The organism is Holospora obtusa F1, from assembly GCF_000469665.2.
Taxonomy (GTDB): domain Bacteria; phylum Pseudomonadota; class Alphaproteobacteria; order Holosporales; family Holosporaceae; genus Holospora; species Holospora obtusa.
This window is the reverse complement of sequence record NZ_AWTR02000062.1, coordinates 1-20,313: the sequence shown is the minus strand read 5'-3', so window position 1 is coordinate 20,313 and position 20,313 is coordinate 1. Positions and strand designations below refer to the sequence as shown.

Sequence of the window (20,313 nt, the reverse complement as noted above, 5' to 3'; positions counted from 1 at the left end):
CCCTAGACTTATCATCCATGGACTCAAAAATGGCCTTTGATCTGTAAATACGCCCTCTACAATACGCACATTTTTTCACCTTTAACAAAGTTCACAAGGCTTGCCACAGGAACAATCCCATCCCCAATTTCCCCAACTCGTAAGTCTTCAAGAATACGTGTTGGGACTTTTGCCGTATTCAAATCATAACTCATCAATAAATGAGAAACGGCCCGCGCACTATTGACGCTTCGCCATCTGGCTGAGTCTAGGTCCATCCCTATACAAATATAACGCGGAAAAAGGGGCACAAGTTTTTCTTCCACTTTTCGTGCATAACGAACTGTTTTCTTGAACCTTGGCATGTAAACTTCATATCCCTGATCAAGCAAATGTTGCTGAGCGACCAGTTTCTTTAAAGGTTGAGTATGGGCGACACACCAAGTAATCATGGGGTCACCTTTGAAATATGCAAAAGATTTAACGTCAATAAACGAGGATACTCAACCTTGTGTTTAATGGCATCGTAGGTGCCTTGAGGATTCATCACATCAGTGATAATCACGGTGTCGTATTTTTTAAGATCAGCTTGAGTTGACACAACGTCAAGAACAAACTCACTGCCAGATGCGACAAGTTTAGCAATATCCGCCAAATCTCCTTCGCCCACTAAGGCTATTTTAGACCAGCTTTGAGCTTTACATTGCTCAAAAACCTCGTCACATTGTGCGCGTGCTTCTTTAAAAAAGGTCATCGAGCGTGCCAGATAATCTTTCACCATATGGCTTTTTTCTTTAAAGCCTTCTGGTGTTAAAAAATAGGTAATGCGGCGAGGGGAGATTTGAGAAGCTCTGACCCAACCTTTAGTCACACAGCGCTTCAGATATTGATTCATGAGACCTAAAGCGATATCAAGCTCGACCGCCAAACCACGCTGCGTAAAGGATGGATTGCGCTCAATCTCACTTAAGAGATGCACCATCACTTTTTGCTCAGTCTGTTCGCGGATATCTTGAAAAGCGGCCATCAGGTTTTAAAGTTTCCAAAAAAGTTAACAAAACCATGTTCATGAACAAAGCCTATCCTACTTAGAAAACAAAATCAAGCACATCACACAAAATTTTTTCGAATTTTGTCTAAAGGTACGAAGCTCAGAGCATTTTATTTTTCAATAAAAAACAACCATTCCAATGCCATTTAGAAACAGGTTGTTTTAGAGGCAATCTATCTCCGCCAAATTTTTTGAAGATAACTTTTTTCACCGTCATTGCGAGCATAGAAAAGCAATCCAGAAACCCCAGTATTTATGAGATTTCCAGAGCTTCCGTCTAGCGCCAGCCACGTACCTCACTTTCTCTAATTTAACCATTTTACCCCCAAAATCTATCTTTTTATGCTCTCCTTCTTCGATACATGCGAACACTCAGGGCGAAGGTGCGCATATCTTAAAACCCTGAATTTACCTGGGTTTTAGAGGATCACCATATTTTGCTCATACATTTTTTAGAGAACGAAAACCGGAATAGTAAGCGAAATTCGAAATGGAGAAAATAGCTTAAATCAAGGGATGGAAAGAAGTTTATACTATCCTTTTAACGAAAAATATGTTATGTTTTCATACGTTATGCGCAAGCTAAAAACTGAATTTGATGAGTGTTAAAAATGATCACCTTGAGCTTTAAAGTTGTTAACCACAGCTCTCCTGAGTATGAAGTAGCTGTAAAATTACGTGACGGTATCTTGCCTAAACCTTTGGGCTTACCTTTTTACCAGAAGAACTTGAAGCAGAGAAGGAGCACATTCAAATTTCAGGTTTTCAAAGTGATGAAGTGATTAATACAGCTGTGCTTGTGCCGCTGCTGCCCTTTATCAAAAATAAAAATTCGTGAAGCTACGTTTTTCGCTATGGTTTTTTAGAAATCGATCAAAAATCATTTGAGATTATTGCGGGTGGAATGCTTGAGTTTAATTTATTATCAGAGATCGAAAGAAATGCAGCCACTAATTAAGCCACCGAAGTTAAATTACGGAGATACAGTTACAGCAATTACTTTGTCTTGGGGAGGACCTGCAACTTTTCCTTATCGTTTTGAGGTGGGAAAGCAGCGCCTTGAAGAAATTTTTGGATTGCGTGTTCTTCACACAAAACATGCTCTTAAAAGCGCTGAATGGATTTATCAAAATCCAAAAGCTAGAGCAGACGACTTGATGGAAGCGTTTCTTGATCCACACATCAAAGCGATCATTTCAAATATCGGAGGAGATGATTCTCTTCGCCTTATACCATTCATTGATTTTAATATTATCAAAAATAACCCTAAAGTGGTAATGGGCTATTCTGATACTACTGTGACCCACTTTATGTGCTTTAAAGCAGGATTAACTTCCTTTTATGGCCCATCTGTTATGACAGCTTTTGCTGAAAATGTTGCAATGCATGATTATACGATAAGTGGCATTCTTAAAACTTTATTTTCAAGCGAAATAATTGGTGCAATTCCTAATAACACTGAAGGATGGACAACAGAACTTTTGGATTGGTTTGATGAAAATAATCAAAGTATTAGGCGTTCTTTAAATCCGCCAAGTGGATGGCATTTCATTGGCGAAAACAAACATATCTGTAAAGGTAGGCTTATTGGTGGCTGCTTGGAGGTTATGCAATTTTTAAATAATACTGAACTCTGGCCCGATTTATCTACATGGGATCGAGCAGTTTTGTTTCTTGAGACATCAGAAGAAGGAATAGAACCTTCTGTTGTCACAAGGTTTATGAGAAACTTAGCAGCTCAAGGCATAATAAGCCGCTTAAGTGGTATTTTGTTTAGTAAACCTGGTGGGTCGTATATGACGGTGGGACACTTTCATGAATATGATCAAGCACTACTGAAAGTCTTCGAGGAATACAAGATTCCACCTATCCCAATAGTTACACGTATGGATTTTGGTCATTCTGATCCAATGTGGATATTGCCTTATGGAGTCATGGTGGAAATCAATCCAGGTGAAAATACAGTGACAATATTAGAAAACAGTGTGAGATAGTAAAGAATGCTAATAAAACCTGACCTTAAATATGAAAAGATCATTGCGTGTTTGCGGGATGCATATGGGCTGACTATAGAAAAAGTAGTATTTTTGCCTCTTGGTTCTGATTTCAACACAGCGGTTTATCGCGTGACAACCACGGACGGAGCAGACCACTTTCTTAAATTAAGAAGTGGTGAATTTTTAGAAGCTTCGGTCTCAGTTCCAAAATATTTGGCTGATCTGGGTATCAAACAAGTTATACCTCCGCTTACAACCAAAACTGGGCAGCTGTCGACAAATCTTGGTGATTTCAAAGCAATTCTGTACCCTTATGTCGAAAGCCGTAATGGCGTAGAAGCTAAACTATCAGATGATCACTGGGCTCAATTTGGGACGGCCATTAAAACGCTTCATAGCACTGATATTACTGCATCAATAACAAAAGATGTGCCACGGGAAACCTTCTCTTCTAAATGGCGCGATACCGTTAAAGCATTTCTGATACGTATTGAAAGTGAGTTTTTTGAAGAACCTGTCGCTGTAAAAATGGCACAGTTTCTGAAATCAAAAAGTAGCGAAATACTTAAACTTGTGGAACGCGCTGAAGAGCTTGCAATCACGATTCAAAAACAGCCCCTTACTTATGTTTTATGCCACGCTGATATGCACGGATGGAACTTGATTCTTGATAAAAAGGGAGCTCTGTATATTGTTGATTGGGATACTCTCATCTTTGCCCCTGTCGAGCGTGACTTGATGTTTATTGGTTCTAGTATTTCGGATAGTAGTCTAACGCCTGACGAAGAAGCCTCACTTTTTTATAAAGGTTATGGTCAAGCAGAAATCAATCATGCTGTATTCGCCTATTACCGCTTCGAGCGTATTATTCAGGACATCGGCGATTATTGTGAATATATTTTTCTTTCTGATGAAGGTGGTGAGGACCGGATTCAATGTTTCGAACACTTACAGCCCGTTTTTCTGCCGAATGGTTCAATAGAAAGAGCGTATGACTCTTATAATGCGAGGAAAATTTTATGAGATTATATGTTTAGTTTCAAATTTTTATGGTATACCCTACAAGGAACTAAACACTAAATGGGAAACATCGCTGCCTGTATTAACATTTATAGCACTGTACAAAGAAAAGGTTTCAAATCCTAACTTTGCCTTTACCTGAGCTTTTTTTGCCTCTTTTAAACCATCCACGACCAAGATTTGAATGGGGTAAAAACCTTGCCTCATCAAAATAAAAAAGTTTCTTGCTTGAGTTATTTAGATAGTGTAGTCACGAGATATTAGCCCATAAAGCGATACATCGAATTTGTACTGCTGCCAAGAATGATCTGACATTTTTCGCATAACGGCTTGCAATACCGCGCCAGCGCTTGAGATGGAGAAATGCATTTTCAACAAGATGCCGCAACTTGTATAAATCTTTATCATAGCCTTTGTGAACTTTTCGGTTTTTTCTTGGAGGTATGACTACGGTCATGCTTTGGCTTTGGGCCTGAGCAACACTCGCATCGCTATCATATTTGTCTGCGAGTAAATACTCGGCTGCGATGCCGCTTATCAATTGCCAAGCTTGCGTGCAATCAGCCGTGGTACCGTCTGTAATAATGATTCTGACTGCAGCATACCATGCGCATCCACGGCCAGATGTACCTTTGTATTAAGCCCCTTTTGAGCTGCTCATCTCTTGATTTCCACCTTTCGCACCGGCTGCATGAGGATGCACTTTGATGTGACTTGCATCAATCATCAGCCATTCATAATCCGGAACATTAACTCATTCTTCGAGCAACTTCTCCCGGATACCTTTGTCTCTCCATCTGATAAAACGACGGTGCGCACTGCTCCAGCTTCCATAATCTGGCCATGGCGCTCCTGTCCTTAAGATCCAAAAAATAGCATTAATACATTGGCAATTATCTTGAGCTCTCCCGCCCCAAACACCTTCTCGTCCTGGTAAATGAGGCTCTAACACAACTCCATACGCGGTCTGAAATATCGTGGTGACGATGGACTTTTGACATATAATACCTATGCATTCATGAAATAACTGCATCACTTATATCATATTTCCTATCTCGTGACTACACTATCTAAGGTCTTTTGGTCTAAATTTTTTGATGAACTCCGCGTGTGAGCTTTTATCTTGTTGATGGCGCACTGAACATAGCGTTATGTAGGAAAGTTTCATTTTTTATGCAAGACCCTATATATTGCAGACTTTCTGGAGTCAACATCAAATTCTTCCTCTAACTTGCTCTCTCTTTAATGGTGATGTTTGGATCACCTTTAACCCATTTTAGAATCTCATTTCTATGTTTGTTCTAAAATCCGGACCCAGCATTCAATAATATCAAGCCCATCTTGGCCATTTTCTTTAAACGCCTTCACCCAATTGCGCAAAAGTATGAGTTGTGGTTCCAAATACCTTGGCCACAACATGAGCACCGTTATCCTTGGCTGAAATTATAGCCCTAAGTTTTATTGCTTTTTTACTATCCTTGCTTATTGAATCCAGAGAAGTAATAGCTTTTTTGTAAATATGCTCGGTTATTAACTGTGATGATAATCCAATTTATTTTTTAGGAAAATGGTATTTATTATAAATATATTATAAAAACATTTTTGGAATTCGCACCAAAGAAACTTGTTTAGCTTGATACATCGCTCGTAATTTTTTTAATACACTCTTCAAAACTTCTGCGTTTTCAGAATTTTCTTTAATTGAAAATTGAATAGATTTTAAAGATTCTTCTGCTTCCGTATTGACTCCCTCTAATGATTGCAGAATGATTTTAATTTCATTGGACAAAGGCAGAACTCCAGGTAGAGACACCCCTTCCCTAAACGCGATGAGTACTGCGTTCGTATTGCTAACAGACATCTTGTTTTCTTCAATATTGATCTCGTTTTGACCAACAGAAGAATGCGCAAAAACAAAATATGGATTTAACGAAAGATTAAAAATTAAACAAACACCCAGTGTTAGTGCAGTATGTAAAAAAGAGAAACTTTTTTTCATTGATATCATTTTGTGAAACCGTTTGAATTATTGTATACTATAAAAGTAAAAACAGGATTGTAATCGTAATTTGAAAGATTTTTATTATGTACACAGTACAGAGTTTGAAAATCAAGATGATCCTTTTTTAGTCCTAGATTCTCAAGAACCTGAATCTGTCAGGGTAACAGATCTATTTCCATTGCGTATTGAATTAAAAGCTTTTCTCAGTTTTGAGCCTATCTTGGCGCGTCCTGTAATACAAATCCAAAAAAGCTCCTATCATCCCCCTTTACGAGGTGCTGTACTTTATCAATCCAAAAATTTTTTCAAAAGTGTTTCTGTGATGTTATGTCCAATAGGATGGAGTGAGTTTGAAAAAAATATGGAACTTTTTGAAGATAGCTCTAATTATCGTTTAGATTTAAGCTCTCCTGCCTTTATTCAAGATTTTGTTTTTACTCAAGATAGTTGTGTGCTTAATCCTAGATGTTCTCCACTTCCTTGTGGTGTTGAAAAATGTACAGATCCAAAGGATTGTATGCAGTGGTATTGTTTTCCAGAAACTTCAGATGAGGATACTGTTTTAGATTGGAGTCCTGGACAAAAAATCTATGGCCCAAACAAAATTCTTTCTCTCAAGCAATGTATTGAACGCGGAGACGTATTTTGCCATTTAGTATATAAAAATTACAGAAAATCTTATCGATCTCAGTGTTATTTTTTTAAAAATAATGAATTATGGATCAGTTTTTCTATCATCGAAATTTCTGATGCTTAATTAATTTTTTGTGTAAACTCCCTGTGAGCCGTTGTTCTTTCGAGAACTTTCATTTTTATAAAAATTTTTTTCTATATAAGGAGATAATTCTATATGATCATTTATTGGAAAGATCGGCAAAGCCCGTTAACGGCTTTAGAGGTCGATGGAAATTTTAGGTATATTATGAAAATTTTAGAACAAATGCAAGATCGTCTCAAAAAAATGGAAACTGCTAGCATTTCCTCTGCTCCTAACTTAGAATCAGCAAAAATTCAAATTTCTTGTAAAGAAAATATCATCACGCTCAAGGATACAAATGGACAAATTCAAGAAATTTCTCTTCCGTTATGGCAATTTAAAGGAGATTGGTCACCTGAGCGACATTACGTAGCTGGAAATTTGGTTCTTTTAAATAAAATTATTTATCGATGTTGTGAACCCACTGAAGGGCCTGAATTTGTTTCATCATTTTGGGAAAAACTTCCGTTTCACGTAAATGAGAGCGGATAAAATTTTTTTAGGGCCTGGCCTCAATTAAGCCAAACGACAATTGAAGCCAAGTGAATGGCGCCTAGAGAATTTAAAGACGTTTTATCATAGCGTGTGGCTATGGCGTGGTGCTTCCTTAAGTTTAGCAAAAAAATTCTTGATCAAGTGGCGAGATTTATATAGTAAAAACAGTTGAATTGCAATACAAAATATGCCATATTCTGTCTAAGAAGGTAGATAATGTACGAGTCCATATAGTATAGATTTAAGAAAAAAGTCATAAATTTTACCCAAGCAGGTAACTATAAAAGTAAATGTTTAGTTCCGAATGCTTATGGTATAATACGCTCAAGGATACAAATGGACAAATTCAAGAAATTTCTCTTCCGTTATGGCAATTTAAAGGAGATTGGTCACCTGAGCGACATTACGTAGCTGGAAATTTGGTTCTTTTAAATAAAATTATTTATCGATGTTGTGAACCCACTGAAGGGCCTGAATTTGTTTCATCATTTTGGGAAAAACTTCCGTTTCACGTAAATGAGAGCGGATAAAATTTTTTTAGGGCCTGGCCTCAATTAAGCCAAACGACAATTGAAGCCAAGTGAATGGCGCCTAGAGAATTTAAAGACGTTTTATCATAGCGTGTGGCTATGGCGTGGTGCTTCCTTAAGTTTAGCAAAAAAATTCTTGATCAAGTGGCGAGATTTATATAGTAAAAACAGTTGAATTGCAATACAAAATATGCCATATTCTGTCTAAGAAGATAGATAATGTACGAGTCTATATAGTATAGATTTAAGAAAAAAGTCATAAATTTTACCCAAGCAGGTAACTATAAAAGTAAATGTTTAGTTCCGAATGCTTATGGTATAATCTATAAGGAACTAAACACCTAGGGTATTTAATGGTTCTTGTCATACAAAATTATTTGAAGCTTGGGTGTCGCAGTTATTGATTAAGGAATTAGAACCTGAGCAAATTGTAATCATGGATAATGCCGCATCTCATAGCTCACAAAGAACAAAAGAGTTAATCGAATTTGTAGGTTGTCAGTTAATTTTTTTACCGCCATACTCACTCGATGTGAATCCAATAGAGAAATTTTGGGCTCATATGAAAAGATGGGTTAAGAACAAAATTAACCAGTTTGATAAATTTTACGAGGCTATTGCAGCATTTTTTCAAATCCGATTTTCGTGCTAAATTACTATATTGTATCGGGTTTAGTAAATAATAAAGCGATTACTCCGATGATTTTTAACGGCTCTTCTAACACGCAATGATTCGAAGCTTGGGTAGAGCCGTTTTTGATAAAAGAATTAAAACCCGGACAAGTTGTGATCATAGATGATGCTTCATTTCATAAATCTCAAAGAACCAAAGAATTACTTGAATCTGCGCGTTATAGTTTTTTTTACCACCTTATTCACCTGATTTAAATCCAATCGAGAAATTTTTGGCACATATGAAGAGATGGAGTAGGCGGAAAATTGGGTTTTGCCAAGAATTATATCAGTCTATTAGTGCTTTTTTACTTCATCATAATTTGACTGCTTTTACTATATATTACAAATTTTACAACCCCTTACGTTACTTAATTTACCGTCTCTTGTATGATGAATGTTTTTTCGTATCTTAAGAGGGGGGAAGATCTACGGTTATTATAGCTAATCTTTACCTCTCTTAACTCTCTCAATAACTGACTTTCGCAGCAAATTTAATCAAAAAATAGAATTTTTTATACACCTTCATTAGTCCTGTAATTTGGGACATTTTTCGAAGTCAAAACCAATCATTGTATTTCCATGCATTTCTGCGTACGCTAAACGTAAATTTAGCAAAGTTCCATGTGGACATCGTGCATCTGGAAAATTATGCTTATCTAACGTCATTCCTTTTCCGTCATTAATGATCTCTTGTAATCTTAGACAAAATTTTCCGGGATGGTAATACGTTGCGTCTTTAGTATGATCCAAAGTAAAAATCTGATCAGTGGAAGGGTATGCATTTTTAAAAAATTGCTCCAAATCGTTTTTTAAATTTTGAAAAAAACTCGTTTTATCGTTGATCAAATAATTTGAATATTTGATAGTACTCTCGTTATCTTTAAATACGATGTTAAAAAGATCAGTTGCTAATTGTTCGTACCCTTGATTCAATGTTTCCCCATTAACTTGATTTGGGTCAAATTGCCCAGGATACGGAACAGTGTGCTTCTCAAAGAATTCAGATACTGAAGACTGAGTGTATCCGTACCCTCTAAATAGATCGTACCCGCATACTCCCCAATCTAATGCTTTACAAAAGTCACGCAATCGCAATACACCATTTTTTTTGTTTAACTTTTTTATTTTTTTTTCTTCATCTACACTATTTCTCACTTTTGAATCTTGTTTAATATCAATAAATTTAGCACAACTTCGATTAATGTCAGTTTTTCGTTCAAAATAAAAAGGAAGTCTTTGCATCAAATATACTTTTAACTTTTTGATTGAGTTATTTTTGATGGTTTGTAAAATTAAGTTTTCATAATCTTTCGCTAATGTGGTGGTTTTCTTTTCATACACAACATCTAAATAATTCATGGCACTTTGTATCTTATTTTGATGACAAAAATCTTGATTTTCTGCCTCTAAACATAAAATTTTCATTAAACGAATAAAAAAATGTCGATGTTCTTGAAGAAGCTCTTCGTGCTTATATCTCAGTGCACACCAATCATAGAACGCATTTTTTTTATTAAGCGTATTGATAGATTCCGGATTGTCTTGAAATATCTGGATTTTTAAATTTTTGTTAAACTCACTATCCTCTTCTTCTTTTTTATTTTCTATATAATTCGTCACAAGGTTTGCAAATTTTTTTGAGTAATCCAAACCTTTTTGAGCGTTAATAACTTCAAAAATAGTATTTGCAAATCCTTCAATTTCTACGCAGGAAATCACACTTAAAATAAGTTCCTTTGTTTTTTCTTGAAGAGAAAAATTTTTACTGTCTTTAAGTAAAGGAAGCAAAGAGGTATCAATATCGTCTAATATTTTTTTTGAAATAATTAAATTTTTTAAAATTGCTGGTTTTAATCGAATAGAAAGTTGCGAAAATTTGTCCAAGATTTCTTTTTTATCATAATAATTACAAAATCCAATCACAAAGATATTAAAGCTTGAATCGCTTAATCGATTAATTTTTTCATAGTCGGGAGTTTCAAAAAAAAATTTATAAAATTCTTTAAGAATTTCGGAATTTAAGCTATCTTTCATTTTACAAAAATAAGACGCAATAATGAGGCGTTTACTATAGCTTAAGGTACTGTAATCTAAGACATCAAGAATGTTTTGAAAAATATTTAAAGGAATTTTTTGCTCAGAGTTGCAAAGTTCAGAAACAACGTGCGAAAACTCAAAATCATTCAATGCATTCATTCTTTGAAAATTGATAAGTTCAAAAACACTGATCAAACGTTCATTTTTAGAATGACACAGATAAGAAATAAGCTCTACGAATTTAGAATCTTCTATGTCATTTAATCTTTCGAAATCGAGCTTTTCAAAAATTATTTTTGGAATTTTTTGGTTAGATCTAAATAAACAGTAAAGACTATTGCAGAACAAAAAATCATTCAATGAATTAACTTTTTCAAAATCAATATGTTCAAAAACCTTGGAAGAGATTGTTTGCTTAGAATTACATAGTTCTTCAATAGCATAAAAAAAATTAAAATCGTCTAATTCATTAATTTTTTTCACAAGATTTTCAAAAATTTCTGAAGGAATTTCTTGTTTAGAGTTACAAAGGTAACAAATAATATTACCAAAAAAGTCAGCTGCATTTGAAAAATTATCTCTATTAAAATTCAATTTTTTAAAAAATTCTGAAGAAATTTTTTGATTAGAGTTACAAAAATCCAACATAAACCTTAAAAAACACTCTTCATTTAACATATTGATTTTAGGTATAAGAACTTCAAATCCATGCAAAGAAATGGTTTGCTTACATTTCATGATAGAGCTTATGACATGAATAAAGTCATACCTATGCAAAGTATTGATTTTTTCAACTAAGTCTTCGAAAAAGTTTAAAGAAATTTTTTGATTCGAACTACAGAGCTCTCCAATTAAAAATCCAAAATTACTGTCATCAAGAGCGTTAAGTCTTTCTTTAAATCCTAATTTTTCCATCATACCCGGATCTAAGATACCTCCAGAAGAAAAGAACGCTCCCATAGAAACAGCAAATTTATTGTGATTTTCTTCTTTTAATTTTAGAAAAACATTTTCATCACTTTGTGAAAAACTTGAAATTTTTTCATTCTCTTCACGATTTTTGAATTTTTCATTCTCTTCACGATTTTTGAATATTTCTAATAATAACATTGACCAAAAAGTGCTTGTTAGATGAGAAGTATCTTGTAATTCGTACAGCCATTCCAATCCAAGTTCAAAAACTTTTTTTTTATCTGAAAAAACTATAGAAGGATCACGAGGTGCTTCAAAAATTTTTTTATAAAGATCAGAACCTTTAAAAAAATACTCTTTAAAGAAATTTTTAACTTCTTGAATATTTTTTGCTTGTTTAGTCATAAATTCTAAAATTTTTAGAAGGTCACTAAAATTTATCTTGTTTCCTTCAGATTTTAATATCTCTAGTGTATTTTTAATTTGGTTTGGATCTTCCCATTTTTCATTGATTAAAATTTGAAAACTATTTACAGAATAAGATTGTCCGTTTGTAAATAGAAATAACAAAAAAAATTTTAATTTCATAAAAAAAAATCAACACTTTATAACCTTATACTGAATTAACATATCTTTTTTGTCAAGAAAATTGTTTAGTTCCCAACTCTTATGCTGTAATCTATAAAGAACGCAAGAAAACAACTTTATGGGAAATATTATTGCATGCCAATGCTAAGACAACGCTAAGACTCAGAAAAAAAATACAAAAACCTAAAGAGAGCGTACCATAGAGGGAAAGTATTTATCGGGTTACAAAAACGCCTATATAGAGCTGCATATTGATAGCTTGGGATATATCTACAATGTTTTTAAGAAATATTATTGAGCATTATCCATTTAAAATTACGAAAATCTTTACTGATAATGGATCTCAATTTACCTATGCGCTTCTAGCCGAGCATCTTCGTCCAAAACTTCATCCTTTTAATGCAATTTGTAAAGCTCATAAAATTGAGCATAAGCTTACACAATTTAGACATCCTTGGACCAATAGGATAGGTGGAAGTTTCCAACAAAATTATCAAACAATATACAACAAAAACATATTATCAGTAATTATAAGAATTTAGGAAGAATTTGATGGCTTTTGTTTTATAGTATAATCATCAACGTAAACTTAAATCATTGAAACATCAAACTTTTTTTGATATTTATTCTTAAAGAGTTTGAGCGAAATCCGTTAAACTTTGATCGCATTCCAAACCATATGTTGTCGGGGACTGAACACATCATCTTAATGAACTGCTTGAGGTGTCAACGAAAGTTCAGAATCATTTTGAGACGATAATCGCTCATCAGAAACACTCAAATTTTCCTCAGAACCTAAAGACTCCTCAACATATCCACAATCTCCAGACATCGATGGAGAGCTCATTAACGTATTTGTTTTTTTCATACCTTGCAGTATAAGTTTCATACTTTGAACAAAATTGTTAGTTTTTATTCTATCTGGAAGAAAAGGTTCTACAATAATGGTTCCGTGATTCAGCCATTTCTCACTTTTAGAAATTTTGATAATTGTCGGTTGTTGTCCAGGAACAACAAAAAATAAAGAAAACATATAGACACCTAAAATAACCACAACTCCTCGACATACACCAAACACGATCCCTAACGAAGAATCCACACTCGCCATAATGCTTGAACGAATTTTTAAAGCAATCCACTGAACAAAGCATAAAAAAATAACAAGCATCCCCAAAAATATACTCACATAACACGAGACTTTCAATATAGTAGGAGACGTTATCCACTTACTCAAAAATGGATACATTACTTCATGATATCTCCAAGATAACACCCCAGAAGTCCCCCAAGCAAGCAAACTTAACGTCTCTTTCACAAATCCTCGAAAAAATCCCAAACATCCGGAAAAAATCATCACAGTCAACAAAAGACCGTCAAAAACGTTAAAATCTTGTAATAAACTCAAATTTTTCTCTTTTAATATATTTGTACAAAAAACGCAAACCTGATTGAGGATTATTTATTAACCAGCTTGCGCTCGATCCAAAAACAGCTTCTGCTGAAAGCTATCAGATTTTTTTGAAATTTACAAGACTAAAACTTATAAAAAATCAATACACTAAAAAGCGCCCAAAAATCAATAAAATTCAGAAACGTATTCAATTTTAGCGCAGTCTTTAGGAAATTGTTTAAGAAAATTTTCTAATTGAGGAGCAAAAGAAACATTGGTAAACACACAAATTTGATGATTAAATTCCACATCGTTAAGAGGTAAAGTTTTTTCCTGTTCTTTTAAAGCTTTAGCTAATGCAAGATTTGGGTCTAAACGTAAACATTCAAAAGGAAGCTCTTCCTCTAATATTTTGTCCATTTCGGAAAAATGCGTACATCCGTAAACAATGGCGTGAGAGTTTTTAATATCCGGTAAAATGTCAAAAACTGCGCTACGTTTTTTGTTTTCTTCTTGAGATTCTATGGCGATTACCCAAGAAGGACAGGCGATCATACGAACTTTAAGGTCTGGAAGTGTATGATATAAATAATTTTGATACACATAACTATCAATCGTACGTTGTGTTGCCAAAATAGTCACTTCTGAAATTTTATTCTGAATAACAGCTTCTTGAATGATAGCGTACATGCTTGCTTCCATGCTCACAAAATGTTTTGAAGGCACAATATTCATCGCACTTAAGCATGTTGTACTTGTGTGGCAAGCAGACACAATTATAGAACACCCCTGTTTTTCCAAAAATTTTACATTATCCTTGGATAATTTAGCAATAGAATCGGACGACCTATTTCCATAGGGCATATGACGCAGATCCGCAAAATATACAAAGCACCTAGTAGGCATAACGTTATACAAAGCCAACAATACATTTAATCCACCAAGCCCGCTGTCATAGATTCCGATAGGATATTTAAAAACATCTTGCAGTCTGTTTTCAAAAGATTTTAAAATAAAAGAAGAAGCAAAAGACAAATTCATAACACTCCTTTTTATATCTATTTTTTTTATTCTTTTTCTATTTTGACAAAAATATTTTTTTAAACAACACACGAATTAAAGATGATTTTTAATTGATGTTTCTGAGAGTTGTCCGGCTATAAATACTGTTTTTGGCCAATATATAATTTGATCTAAGTTAAGATTTCCCCAATGAGACCAATGCTGATAAATCAATGACTCAACGCGCTCTGGGCGTGTTAAATAACACCACTGGCTTTGAAGAACGGAAATTTGATCCTCCAACTCCTTGCACTGCATTTGGGATGATTGATATTCTCGCTCCAATTCTAATACTTGATACTTGACATGAAACAAAAACATTCCTGATAACATTGCCATCAAAAAAGATACACACAATACGATTTTCATCACTTCCCCTTCAATTGATCAAAATTTAAACTCGTCAAAAAACTTTGATAGATCTAAATAAAACGAGCAAAAAAAACATCTTTATTTTTCCCATCTCTGTATCCAGCGCATTTTTGCAGAACGTGCTCTTGGATTTTGCTTAATTTCTAAATTTGAAGGAACTAATGGCTTTTTGGAAAAGCGAAACGCTTCTTTAGGACAAGATTGTATAGCGCGCTTAACAATTCCATCTTCTAAAGAATGAAAACTAATCACAATCAGTATTCCAAAAGGAGCTAAAGCAGAAATAGCCTTTGGAAGCGTTTGTGATAACACCTCTAATTCTTGATTAACGACAATACGAAGAGCTTGAAATATTCGAGTAGCTGGATGAAAACCAAACGTTTTGCGCCTAATTCCCAAAGAGTTACAAATACAAGTTGCCAAATCTGTCGTGGTTTCTAAAGGGCCTTTATACTGTTTGATTACCTTTGCAAAATATCGCGCTCGACGTTCTTGCCCATAAGTCCAAAATATATGACTTAATTCTTTTTCCGAAGTGTTTTTTAAAAGATCCTTTGCGCTCAGTCCCGTTTTACTCATGCGCATATCCAAGGGGCCACAAAAACGAAAAGAGAATCCTCGCTCTGCTTGATCTAATTGAGGGGAAGAAACACCTAAATCTAAAATCATTCCAGATATGCGTTGATCAACATAACAATCAAACTGAGAAAAGCAATCGTTCACCCAGAACACTGATTGATACTCTGAATGAGATTTCCCCCAATCAATGGCTTCAGGATCTCGATCAAAAGCCCAAATTTTATTTTCCGGAAAAAGATTTAATACAATATTCGTGTGACCTCCTCTTCCAAAAGTTCCATCCACGAATGTAAAAGAAGACAAAAAAGGAAGGGCTGAATTTAACAAAAAGCTTATTTCTTTAGATAATACAGGAGTATGCATCTTTACGTCACAACTCTTAAACCATGTTCTTTATTTTTTAATCGATCTCTGGCTTGGTTTTGATACATTTCAAAAGTCGAAGGATTCCAAAGTTGAAAACTTTTTCCTCTTCCAATAAATGCGACCACATCTGTAATACCTGCATAATTACAAAAAATTTCTGGTAATTGAACTCGGCCTTCCGAATCAAATGGAAGCTGGTGAGAATCTGCAAATATACTTGCGGTCCAATCTTCATAATCTTGAGAAAACGCATCTAATTGATCAAGATCTTGGCTAAGCTTTTCCATACGAGTCATACTGAATCCTTCAATTGCTGGATGAGTCAAAGAGCGAAATACAACAATTCCTTGAAAAGTCTGATCACTAAGTACCGCTCTAAAAGAAGCAGGAACAGAAACTCTCCCTTTTTTATCGATCTTATTTTGGAAGGTAGATAAAAATAGTTGCACCGACTACAAAACATACATTAGGACTGTATTAAGCATTGCATGGGAATATCTGGGAGTCAATGGGATAATTTGGGTTTTTTCTCCACAGAGTTATCCACATACAAAAAACCATCGATTTCCCCTTGAACAGCAAGGCTTATTCTAGAAAATAAAAAGGACTTATCTAAAAAATATCCACATATGGGGACAAGATTATCCCAAGCGTTTAAAGGTTAATTATTAAGCCTTAATGAAAAGTCAATAGGAAAAGAATCCCCAAGGACGAAACAAAAAAATTTATTGTTTTTTTATTTTTTGCGTTCACTTTCCCGGCACAAAAGAAAGAAAAAAGTTTTCTAATGCGCTCACTGTTTCGTTTCAGATTTTCAAATTCAAGAAAATAGATTAAAAAAACTCACACGATCACGATAACTTCATCAAAACGTACTGCATTACAAAAGATTTATCGTATAGCACCAAGGACCGCTCTCTATAACTGTTTGAGATCGGTATAATTTTTTGTAGGAAATCTATAAAAAAATAAAAAATAGGTGTTGACAAGCACATTTGTAAAGGATAGAATGACCTTATCGCGGGGTAGAGCAGTTGGTCAGCTCGTCAGGCTCATAACCTGAAGGTCGTAGGTTCGAACCCTACCTCCGCAAGATGTTCGGAGATTCCGTGTGAGTATTTTTAAGAAAGTTGAAGCGGTTTTTTTTGATTGGGATGGTACCTTAGTAGACACGGTGATGTCTGGTCTTGCTGTCATGAATAATTTTCTTTCGTATAAAGGGAAAGAGATGATAGAAAAAGATAGCTATGTTGTTTCTCCTTCGCTTTCTGTAAGGGATGCGTTTCTTTCTTTATTTTCTCCTGAAGAATATAGAGAGGCTGTTCAGGAGTTTAAGCTGTTTTTAGATCAGCAACGCGAAGTAGTTGTTCCCTTTAAAAAATCGAGTTGTTTGTTAGAGTTTTTGTATAAAAAGGGGGTTCCTGTGGGGATTGTAAGCAATCAATACGGGGATGTTTTGCGTCGTCAGGTTAAAAAGTTGAAGTGGCAGTCGTATTTTTCTTATGTTTCAGGTTCTGGAGATTGGGAGCAAGATAAACCTTCAGCTTTGCCGTTGATTCAAACGCTTAAACAAGTTGGAATTTCTCCTGGGAAATACGTGCTTTTTGTAGGAGATTCTTTGGTGGATATGATGTGCGCTCAAAACGCAGGATGCACTCCAGTATCCGTAGGAACACAGGCAAAAACTTTTGATGGAAATTTTGTTTCTTTTGAAAATATTGCTCATTTTTATGCTGAAATAAAAAAATCGATAGAAAATAATTTTTTGGGAGAAAATAAATAATGTTTGTTCAAAAAAATACCAACGATTCTTTAAATCAGATCTTTGAGATTCAGACTTTGAAGAGAGATTTTTTATCTGTTTTGTGTGCACAAAAGGTTTCTGTAACCATTTTTTTGATGAGCGGTATCAAGCTTCAAGGATGCATAGAACAATTCAGTGATGACTGTTTAGTGCTGAGAAAAGATGGAATCGTTCAGATTTTGTATCAGCATGCTATTTCTTCTATTATGCCAGTGACGCCTTTTACTGCTCCTAATTTCTCTAATCCTTCTATTTTGAAGTCTACTTCTTATGAGTAACTCTGGTTACTTTTGCGTGAAGCTTTTAAAAAAATTATCTATTATTTTATTTTTTTTATTCTTTGCCTGGTTTTTAAGTATAAGAAGTGTTTTTTTGTTTTCTGATTCTGTTCGTGCACCTTCTTACTTGCCTAATATTGGCGTCCCTTTTCTTGACGAAGATTCAAAAAAAAAATGTTCCGGTATTTCTGTCTTCGTTATTAATTTAGATAAAGATATTCATCGCTATCACGATATTCTTCCTTTAGTCCAAACATTAGGTTTTCCTTTTTCTAGAGTTTCTGGAGTGATTGGAAAAACTCTCTCTAAATCCTTTGTAGAAAAATTTGTAGACAAGCACGGGTACAAGTTAGCGTTTAATGGCGCAACCCCGGGAGCAGGCGAATTAGGATGTTTTTTAAGCCATGTTAAAGTATGGGCTCTTTTTTTAAATTCTAATTCTGAATTTGCATTAATTTTAGAAGATGACGCAACGTTTGATCCGGTTAATCTGGAAAGCGTATTAAAAGAGCTTATAAAGTTTCGTCATCAATGGGATATATGTTCTTTATTTCTTCCTCCCCGTTTTTCTGGTTCTTTTTTTTGTATCAAAAAGTTTTCTTTTTCTCAAAGTATTGTACGATTTTTAACAGAAACTTCAGGAACTGTCGGAATGTTAGTTAATAGGAACGCAGCTCGCGCTTTATTATCCAAAGCACAACGGTACGTCCTTCCTGTTGATCATTACGTTCAACGCACGTGGGAATTCGGAAATTCTCTTCAATTTGCTGGATTGGTTCCAGGGCTAGTTACAGAAAAAGAAGGAGATTCAGCAATAGAGCTACAGGGCAGAAGAGAAAGAGCTAAAAAAACTTTTTGTTTCAATCAATTACAAAGAATTCGTAGTCAAATATTTCATTTAAAATCATCAATTGTGTATTATATGTACAACGTTTATCTTACGTTAATGGGGAAGTTTCGTTCATGAGAATAGAAAAAAACAATTTCAGCGCTTTTAAATTGATGAATGAGTAAATTTTACGAATCTTGTATTAATGTCAATTCCAAACTCAAAAAAAACTAAGAAGGTATCGAGAACAGGATAGATTTAGCCTAAAATGACCTCCCCTTTTTAAAGAAAAGTATCATAATTAAAAGCCCCTTTTTTCAAAAAGAAGTTCAAATCCTAGAAGTTTTACCCAGGGCCTACGCATGAAAAAATTTTATTCTACAACTGTGTTTAAAAGATGTATATTTGCCTTAACTTAAGCAGAGAGTTTAAGGAAATGAGAGAACTTATAGAAAGCCATTTTAGTTCATGGGAAGATCCCCGTTCCTCAAGGAACCCACGCCACCCTTTTATGACTTTGATAGCAACCAGTTTGTTAGCAGTTCTTTGTGGTATCGACAGTTTTAGTGGAATGCAGGATTTTGTTGAGATGCATAGGGAAGCGTTGAAAAAATATTTTGACTTTCCGTCTGGTGTGCCAAGTCACGATACTTACCAACGGCTTTGGAATAATTTATGCCCCATTTAGAGATTGCTTTGGCGCTTTTTTAGAAAGTCTTCAAAAAATAACGAGTGACATTATGAATATCGATGAGAAAATGATCCGGAATAGCTCTTCAAATAAGCCTCTTCATCGTGTAAGTGCTTGGTGCCATAAGAATACAATGGTGTTCGCCCAAGAAAAAGTGAATGAAAAAAGCAATGAAATCAAAGCCATTCCAAAATTGTTAAAACTTTTAGATCTTGAAAATAAAATCATTACGATCGATGCCATGGGAGCTCAAAGGGACATGTGTCAGCAAATCGTTGAGAGGAAAGGTGCTTATGTTATTTCACTCAAAGGCAAACAAGGAACATTGTTTGAAGATGTTAAGCTCTTTTTATCTGAGTTAAATAACCACGAATTCATTAACGAAAATAATGACATAGGCTATGGAAGAATTGAACAGCGTGTGGCCGTTGTTTCACATCATACAAAGTGGCTGAATGACATTCATCAATGGCCTGGTTTAAAATCCATAGGTCGCATTACCTCAACGGTGCTTCGTAAAGGGAAAAAATCAAAAGATACCCGATACTATATTTCATCAAAATTATTAAGTGCTTTTGAACTGAATGAGATTGCCCGTCAGCATTGGGAAATTGAAAATCAACTGCAACTGGGTTTTGGATGTTGTTTTCAATGAGGACAAAGCCTGCATTCGGAATGACTGCGCTGCCGAAAATTTGGATATACTCAGAAAATGGGCTTTAACCCTACTGCATAAAGCAAAAGACAAGCCAGAACACTCGATCAAGTCTATCATGCGCAAACATTCTATGTCTTTTAAACATCTTATTCATTGTGTCAACACAATTCTTCATGGGTAGGCCCTGATTATAGTCGTATTTTGGCTTGACAATATTTTTTTTTATATTAATATTTGTTTG

General features: G+C 34.7%; 20 protein-coding genes, 1 tRNA gene and 4 pseudogenes. 13 read left to right on the top strand and 12 right to left on the bottom strand.

Annotated features, from left to right (window positions below; all coding sequences use genetic code 11):
- Positions 1-56: 56 nt before the first annotated feature.
- Together P618_RS03465 and P618_RS03460 are read right to left on the bottom strand one after the other, a co-directional pair.
- Positions 57-431, bottom strand: coding sequence for a transcription termination/antitermination NusG family protein (locus P618_RS03465; protein WP_021827579.1), 375 nt, complete (start codon positions 429-431; stop codon positions 57-59).
- Complete coding sequence (locus P618_RS03460) at positions 428-1,006, bottom strand: winged helix-turn-helix transcriptional regulator (protein ID WP_021827578.1); 579 nt, start codon at positions 1,004-1,006, stop codon at positions 428-430. The genes P618_RS03465 and P618_RS03460 overlap by 4 nt, the downstream gene beginning before the upstream one ends.
- A gap of 965 nt (positions 1,007-1,971) precedes the next feature.
- On the opposite strand from P618_RS03460, the gene P618_RS03455 reads away from it, so the two are divergent.
- Complete coding sequence (locus P618_RS03455; protein ID WP_040458400.1) at positions 1,972-3,024, top strand: S66 family peptidase; 1,053 nt, start codon at positions 1,972-1,974, stop codon at positions 3,022-3,024.
- A gap of 6 nt (positions 3,025-3,030) precedes the next feature.
- Entirely contained in the window at positions 3,031-4,050 is a 1,020-nt protein-coding gene (locus tag P618_RS03450) for a phosphotransferase enzyme family protein (protein WP_021827574.1), read from the top strand.
- A gap of 247 nt (positions 4,051-4,297) precedes the next feature.
- Here P618_RS03450 and P618_RS07330 read toward each other — a convergent pair.
- A pseudogene (locus tag P618_RS07330) lies at positions 4,298-5,048 on the bottom strand (IS5 family transposase).
- A 587-nt stretch (positions 5,049-5,635) separates the two neighbouring features.
- Positions 5,636-6,046: a hypothetical protein gene (locus tag P618_RS03435; RefSeq protein WP_021827569.1), complete on the bottom strand. Its 411-nt coding sequence runs from the start codon at positions 6,044-6,046 to the stop codon at positions 5,636-5,638.
- Positions 6,047-6,116: 70 nt separating this feature from the next.
- On the opposite strand from P618_RS03435, the gene P618_RS03430 reads away from it, so the two are divergent.
- Both P618_RS03430 and P618_RS03425 read left to right on the top strand, forming a co-directional pair.
- Positions 6,117-6,806, top strand: a complete 690-nt coding sequence (locus P618_RS03430; RefSeq protein WP_021827568.1) for a hypothetical protein — start codon at positions 6,117-6,119, stop codon at positions 6,804-6,806.
- A 93-nt stretch (positions 6,807-6,899) separates the two neighbouring features.
- Entirely contained in the window at positions 6,900-7,298 is a 399-nt protein-coding gene (locus P618_RS03425) for a hypothetical protein (RefSeq protein WP_021827567.1), read from the top strand.
- Positions 7,299-7,318: 20 nt separating this feature from the next.
- Here the strand turns inward: P618_RS03425 and P618_RS09325 are convergent.
- A pseudogene (locus P618_RS09325) lies at positions 7,319-7,460 on the bottom strand (IS5/IS1182 family transposase); the annotation flags it as partial.
- A 131-nt stretch (positions 7,461-7,591) separates the two neighbouring features.
- On the opposite strand from P618_RS09325, the gene P618_RS03420 reads away from it, so the two are divergent.
- Positions 7,592-7,831, top strand: coding sequence for a hypothetical protein (locus P618_RS03420; RefSeq protein ID WP_021827566.1), 240 nt, complete (start codon positions 7,592-7,594; stop codon positions 7,829-7,831).
- A gap of 20 nt (positions 7,832-7,851) precedes the next feature.
- On the opposite strand, the pseudogene P618_RS09320 reads toward P618_RS03420, so the two are convergent.
- Positions 7,852-7,993: pseudogene (locus tag P618_RS09320) on the bottom strand (IS5/IS1182 family transposase); the annotation flags it as partial.
- A gap of 196 nt (positions 7,994-8,189) precedes the next feature.
- On the opposite strand from P618_RS09320, the pseudogene P618_RS06735 reads away from it, so the two are divergent.
- Together P618_RS06735 and P618_RS09315 are read left to right on the top strand one after the other, a co-directional pair.
- Positions 8,190-8,483, top strand: a pseudogene (locus P618_RS06735) (transposase); the annotation flags it as partial.
- A 241-nt stretch (positions 8,484-8,724) separates the two neighbouring features.
- Positions 8,725-8,919 (top strand): hypothetical protein, encoded by a 195-nt coding sequence (locus P618_RS09315; RefSeq protein ID WP_084024582.1) that lies wholly within the window; start codon positions 8,725-8,727, stop codon positions 8,917-8,919.
- Between the two features lie 112 nt (positions 8,920-9,031).
- On the opposite strand, the gene P618_RS03410 is transcribed toward P618_RS09315, so the two are convergent.
- From P618_RS03410 to mraZ, 6 genes are all read right to left on the bottom strand, one after another.
- Entirely contained in the window at positions 9,032-12,043 is a 3,012-nt protein-coding gene (locus P618_RS03410) for a hypothetical protein (RefSeq protein WP_024161158.1), read from the bottom strand.
- 706 nt (positions 12,044-12,749) lie between these two features.
- Positions 12,750-13,448 carry a CvpA family protein gene (locus tag P618_RS03400; protein ID WP_021827561.1) on the bottom strand — a complete coding sequence of 233 codons (699 nt, stop codon included), beginning with the start codon at positions 13,446-13,448 and terminating at the stop codon, positions 12,750-12,752.
- A gap of 171 nt (positions 13,449-13,619) precedes the next feature.
- Entirely contained in the window at positions 13,620-14,474 is an 855-nt protein-coding gene (locus P618_RS03395; RefSeq protein ID WP_024161156.1) for a glutamate racemase, read from the bottom strand.
- Between the two features lie 75 nt (positions 14,475-14,549).
- Positions 14,550-14,864 carry a cell division protein FtsL gene (ftsL, locus tag P618_RS03390; RefSeq protein WP_021827559.1) on the bottom strand — a complete coding sequence of 105 codons (315 nt, stop codon included), beginning with the start codon at positions 14,862-14,864 and terminating at the stop codon, positions 14,550-14,552.
- 81 nt (positions 14,865-14,945) lie between these two features.
- Positions 14,946-15,809 carry a 16S rRNA (cytosine(1402)-N(4))-methyltransferase RsmH gene (rsmH, locus tag P618_RS03385; RefSeq protein ID WP_021827558.1) on the bottom strand — a complete coding sequence of 288 codons (864 nt, stop codon included), beginning with the start codon at positions 15,807-15,809 and terminating at the stop codon, positions 14,946-14,948.
- A gap of 2 nt (positions 15,810-15,811) precedes the next feature.
- Positions 15,812-16,261 carry a division/cell wall cluster transcriptional repressor MraZ gene (gene mraZ, locus P618_RS03380; protein WP_021827557.1) on the bottom strand — a complete coding sequence of 150 codons (450 nt, stop codon included), beginning with the start codon at positions 16,259-16,261 and terminating at the stop codon, positions 15,812-15,814.
- Positions 16,262-16,831: 570 nt separating this feature from the next.
- Here mraZ and P618_RS03375 point away from each other — a divergent pair.
- The 6 genes from P618_RS03375 (at position 16,832) to P618_RS03350 (ending at position 20,069) form a co-directional block, all read left to right on the top strand.
- Positions 16,832-16,905, top strand: a tRNA-Met gene (locus tag P618_RS03375).
- An 18-nt stretch (positions 16,906-16,923) separates the two neighbouring features.
- Positions 16,924-17,595 (top strand): HAD family hydrolase, encoded by a 672-nt coding sequence (locus P618_RS03370; protein ID WP_021827556.1) that lies wholly within the window; start codon positions 16,924-16,926, stop codon positions 17,593-17,595.
- Positions 17,595-17,894: an RNA chaperone Hfq gene (locus P618_RS03365; protein WP_021827555.1), complete on the top strand. Its 300-nt coding sequence runs from the start codon at positions 17,595-17,597 to the stop codon at positions 17,892-17,894. Before P618_RS03370 ends, P618_RS03365 begins: the two co-directional genes overlap by 1 nt.
- Before the next feature lie 94 nt (positions 17,895-17,988).
- Complete coding sequence (locus tag P618_RS03360) at positions 17,989-18,861, top strand: glycosyltransferase family 25 protein (RefSeq protein ID WP_162147074.1); 873 nt, start codon at positions 17,989-17,991, stop codon at positions 18,859-18,861.
- A 259-nt stretch (positions 18,862-19,120) separates the two neighbouring features.
- On the top strand, positions 19,121-19,411 hold the full coding sequence (locus P618_RS03355; RefSeq protein WP_021827553.1) for a transposase family protein: 291 nt from the start codon (positions 19,121-19,123) through the stop codon (positions 19,409-19,411).
- A gap of 52 nt (positions 19,412-19,463) precedes the next feature.
- Positions 19,464-20,069, top strand: coding sequence for an ISAs1 family transposase (locus P618_RS03350; RefSeq protein ID WP_021827552.1), 606 nt, complete (start codon positions 19,464-19,466; stop codon positions 20,067-20,069).
- The last annotated feature ends 244 nt before the right edge of the window (positions 20,070-20,313 follow it).

Bases quoted from the DNA above. Each gene is read 5' to 3' on its own strand.
- P618_RS03395 (WP_024161156.1), bottom strand. From the start codon at position 14,474: ATGAATTTGTCTTTTGCTTCTTCTTTTATTTTAAAATCTTTTGAAAAC.
- P618_RS03420 (WP_021827566.1), top strand. From the start codon at position 7,592: ATGTTTAGTTCCGAATGCTTATGGTATAATACGCTCAAGGATACAAAT.
- P618_RS03460 (WP_021827578.1), bottom strand. From the start codon at position 1,006: ATGGCCGCTTTTCAAGATATCCGCGAACAGACTGAGCAAAAAGTGATG.
- P618_RS03355 (WP_021827553.1), top strand. From the start codon at position 19,121: ATGTATATTTGCCTTAACTTAAGCAGAGAGTTTAAGGAAATGAGAGAA.
- P618_RS03425 (WP_021827567.1), top strand. From the start codon at position 6,900: ATGATCATTTATTGGAAAGATCGGCAAAGCCCGTTAACGGCTTTAGAG.
- P618_RS03455 (WP_040458400.1), top strand. From the start codon at position 1,972: ATGCAGCCACTAATTAAGCCACCGAAGTTAAATTACGGAGATACAGTT.
- P618_RS03410 (WP_024161158.1), bottom strand. From the start codon at position 12,043: ATGAAATTAAAATTTTTTTTGTTATTTCTATTTACAAACGGACAATCT.
- P618_RS03365 (WP_021827555.1), top strand. From the start codon at position 17,595: ATGTTTGTTCAAAAAAATACCAACGATTCTTTAAATCAGATCTTTGAG.
- rsmH (WP_021827558.1), bottom strand. From the start codon at position 15,809: ATGCATACTCCTGTATTATCTAAAGAAATAAGCTTTTTGTTAAATTCA.
- P618_RS03435 (WP_021827569.1), bottom strand. From the start codon at position 6,046: ATGAAAAAAAGTTTCTCTTTTTTACATACTGCACTAACACTGGGTGTT.
- ftsL (WP_021827559.1), bottom strand. From the start codon at position 14,864: ATGAAAATCGTATTGTGTGTATCTTTTTTGATGGCAATGTTATCAGGA.
- P618_RS03350 (WP_021827552.1), top strand. From the start codon at position 19,464: ATGAATATCGATGAGAAAATGATCCGGAATAGCTCTTCAAATAAGCCT.
- P618_RS03465 (WP_021827579.1), bottom strand. From the start codon at position 431: ATGATTACTTGGTGTGTCGCCCATACTCAACCTTTAAAGAAACTGGTC.
- P618_RS03450 (WP_021827574.1), top strand. From the start codon at position 3,031: ATGCTAATAAAACCTGACCTTAAATATGAAAAGATCATTGCGTGTTTG.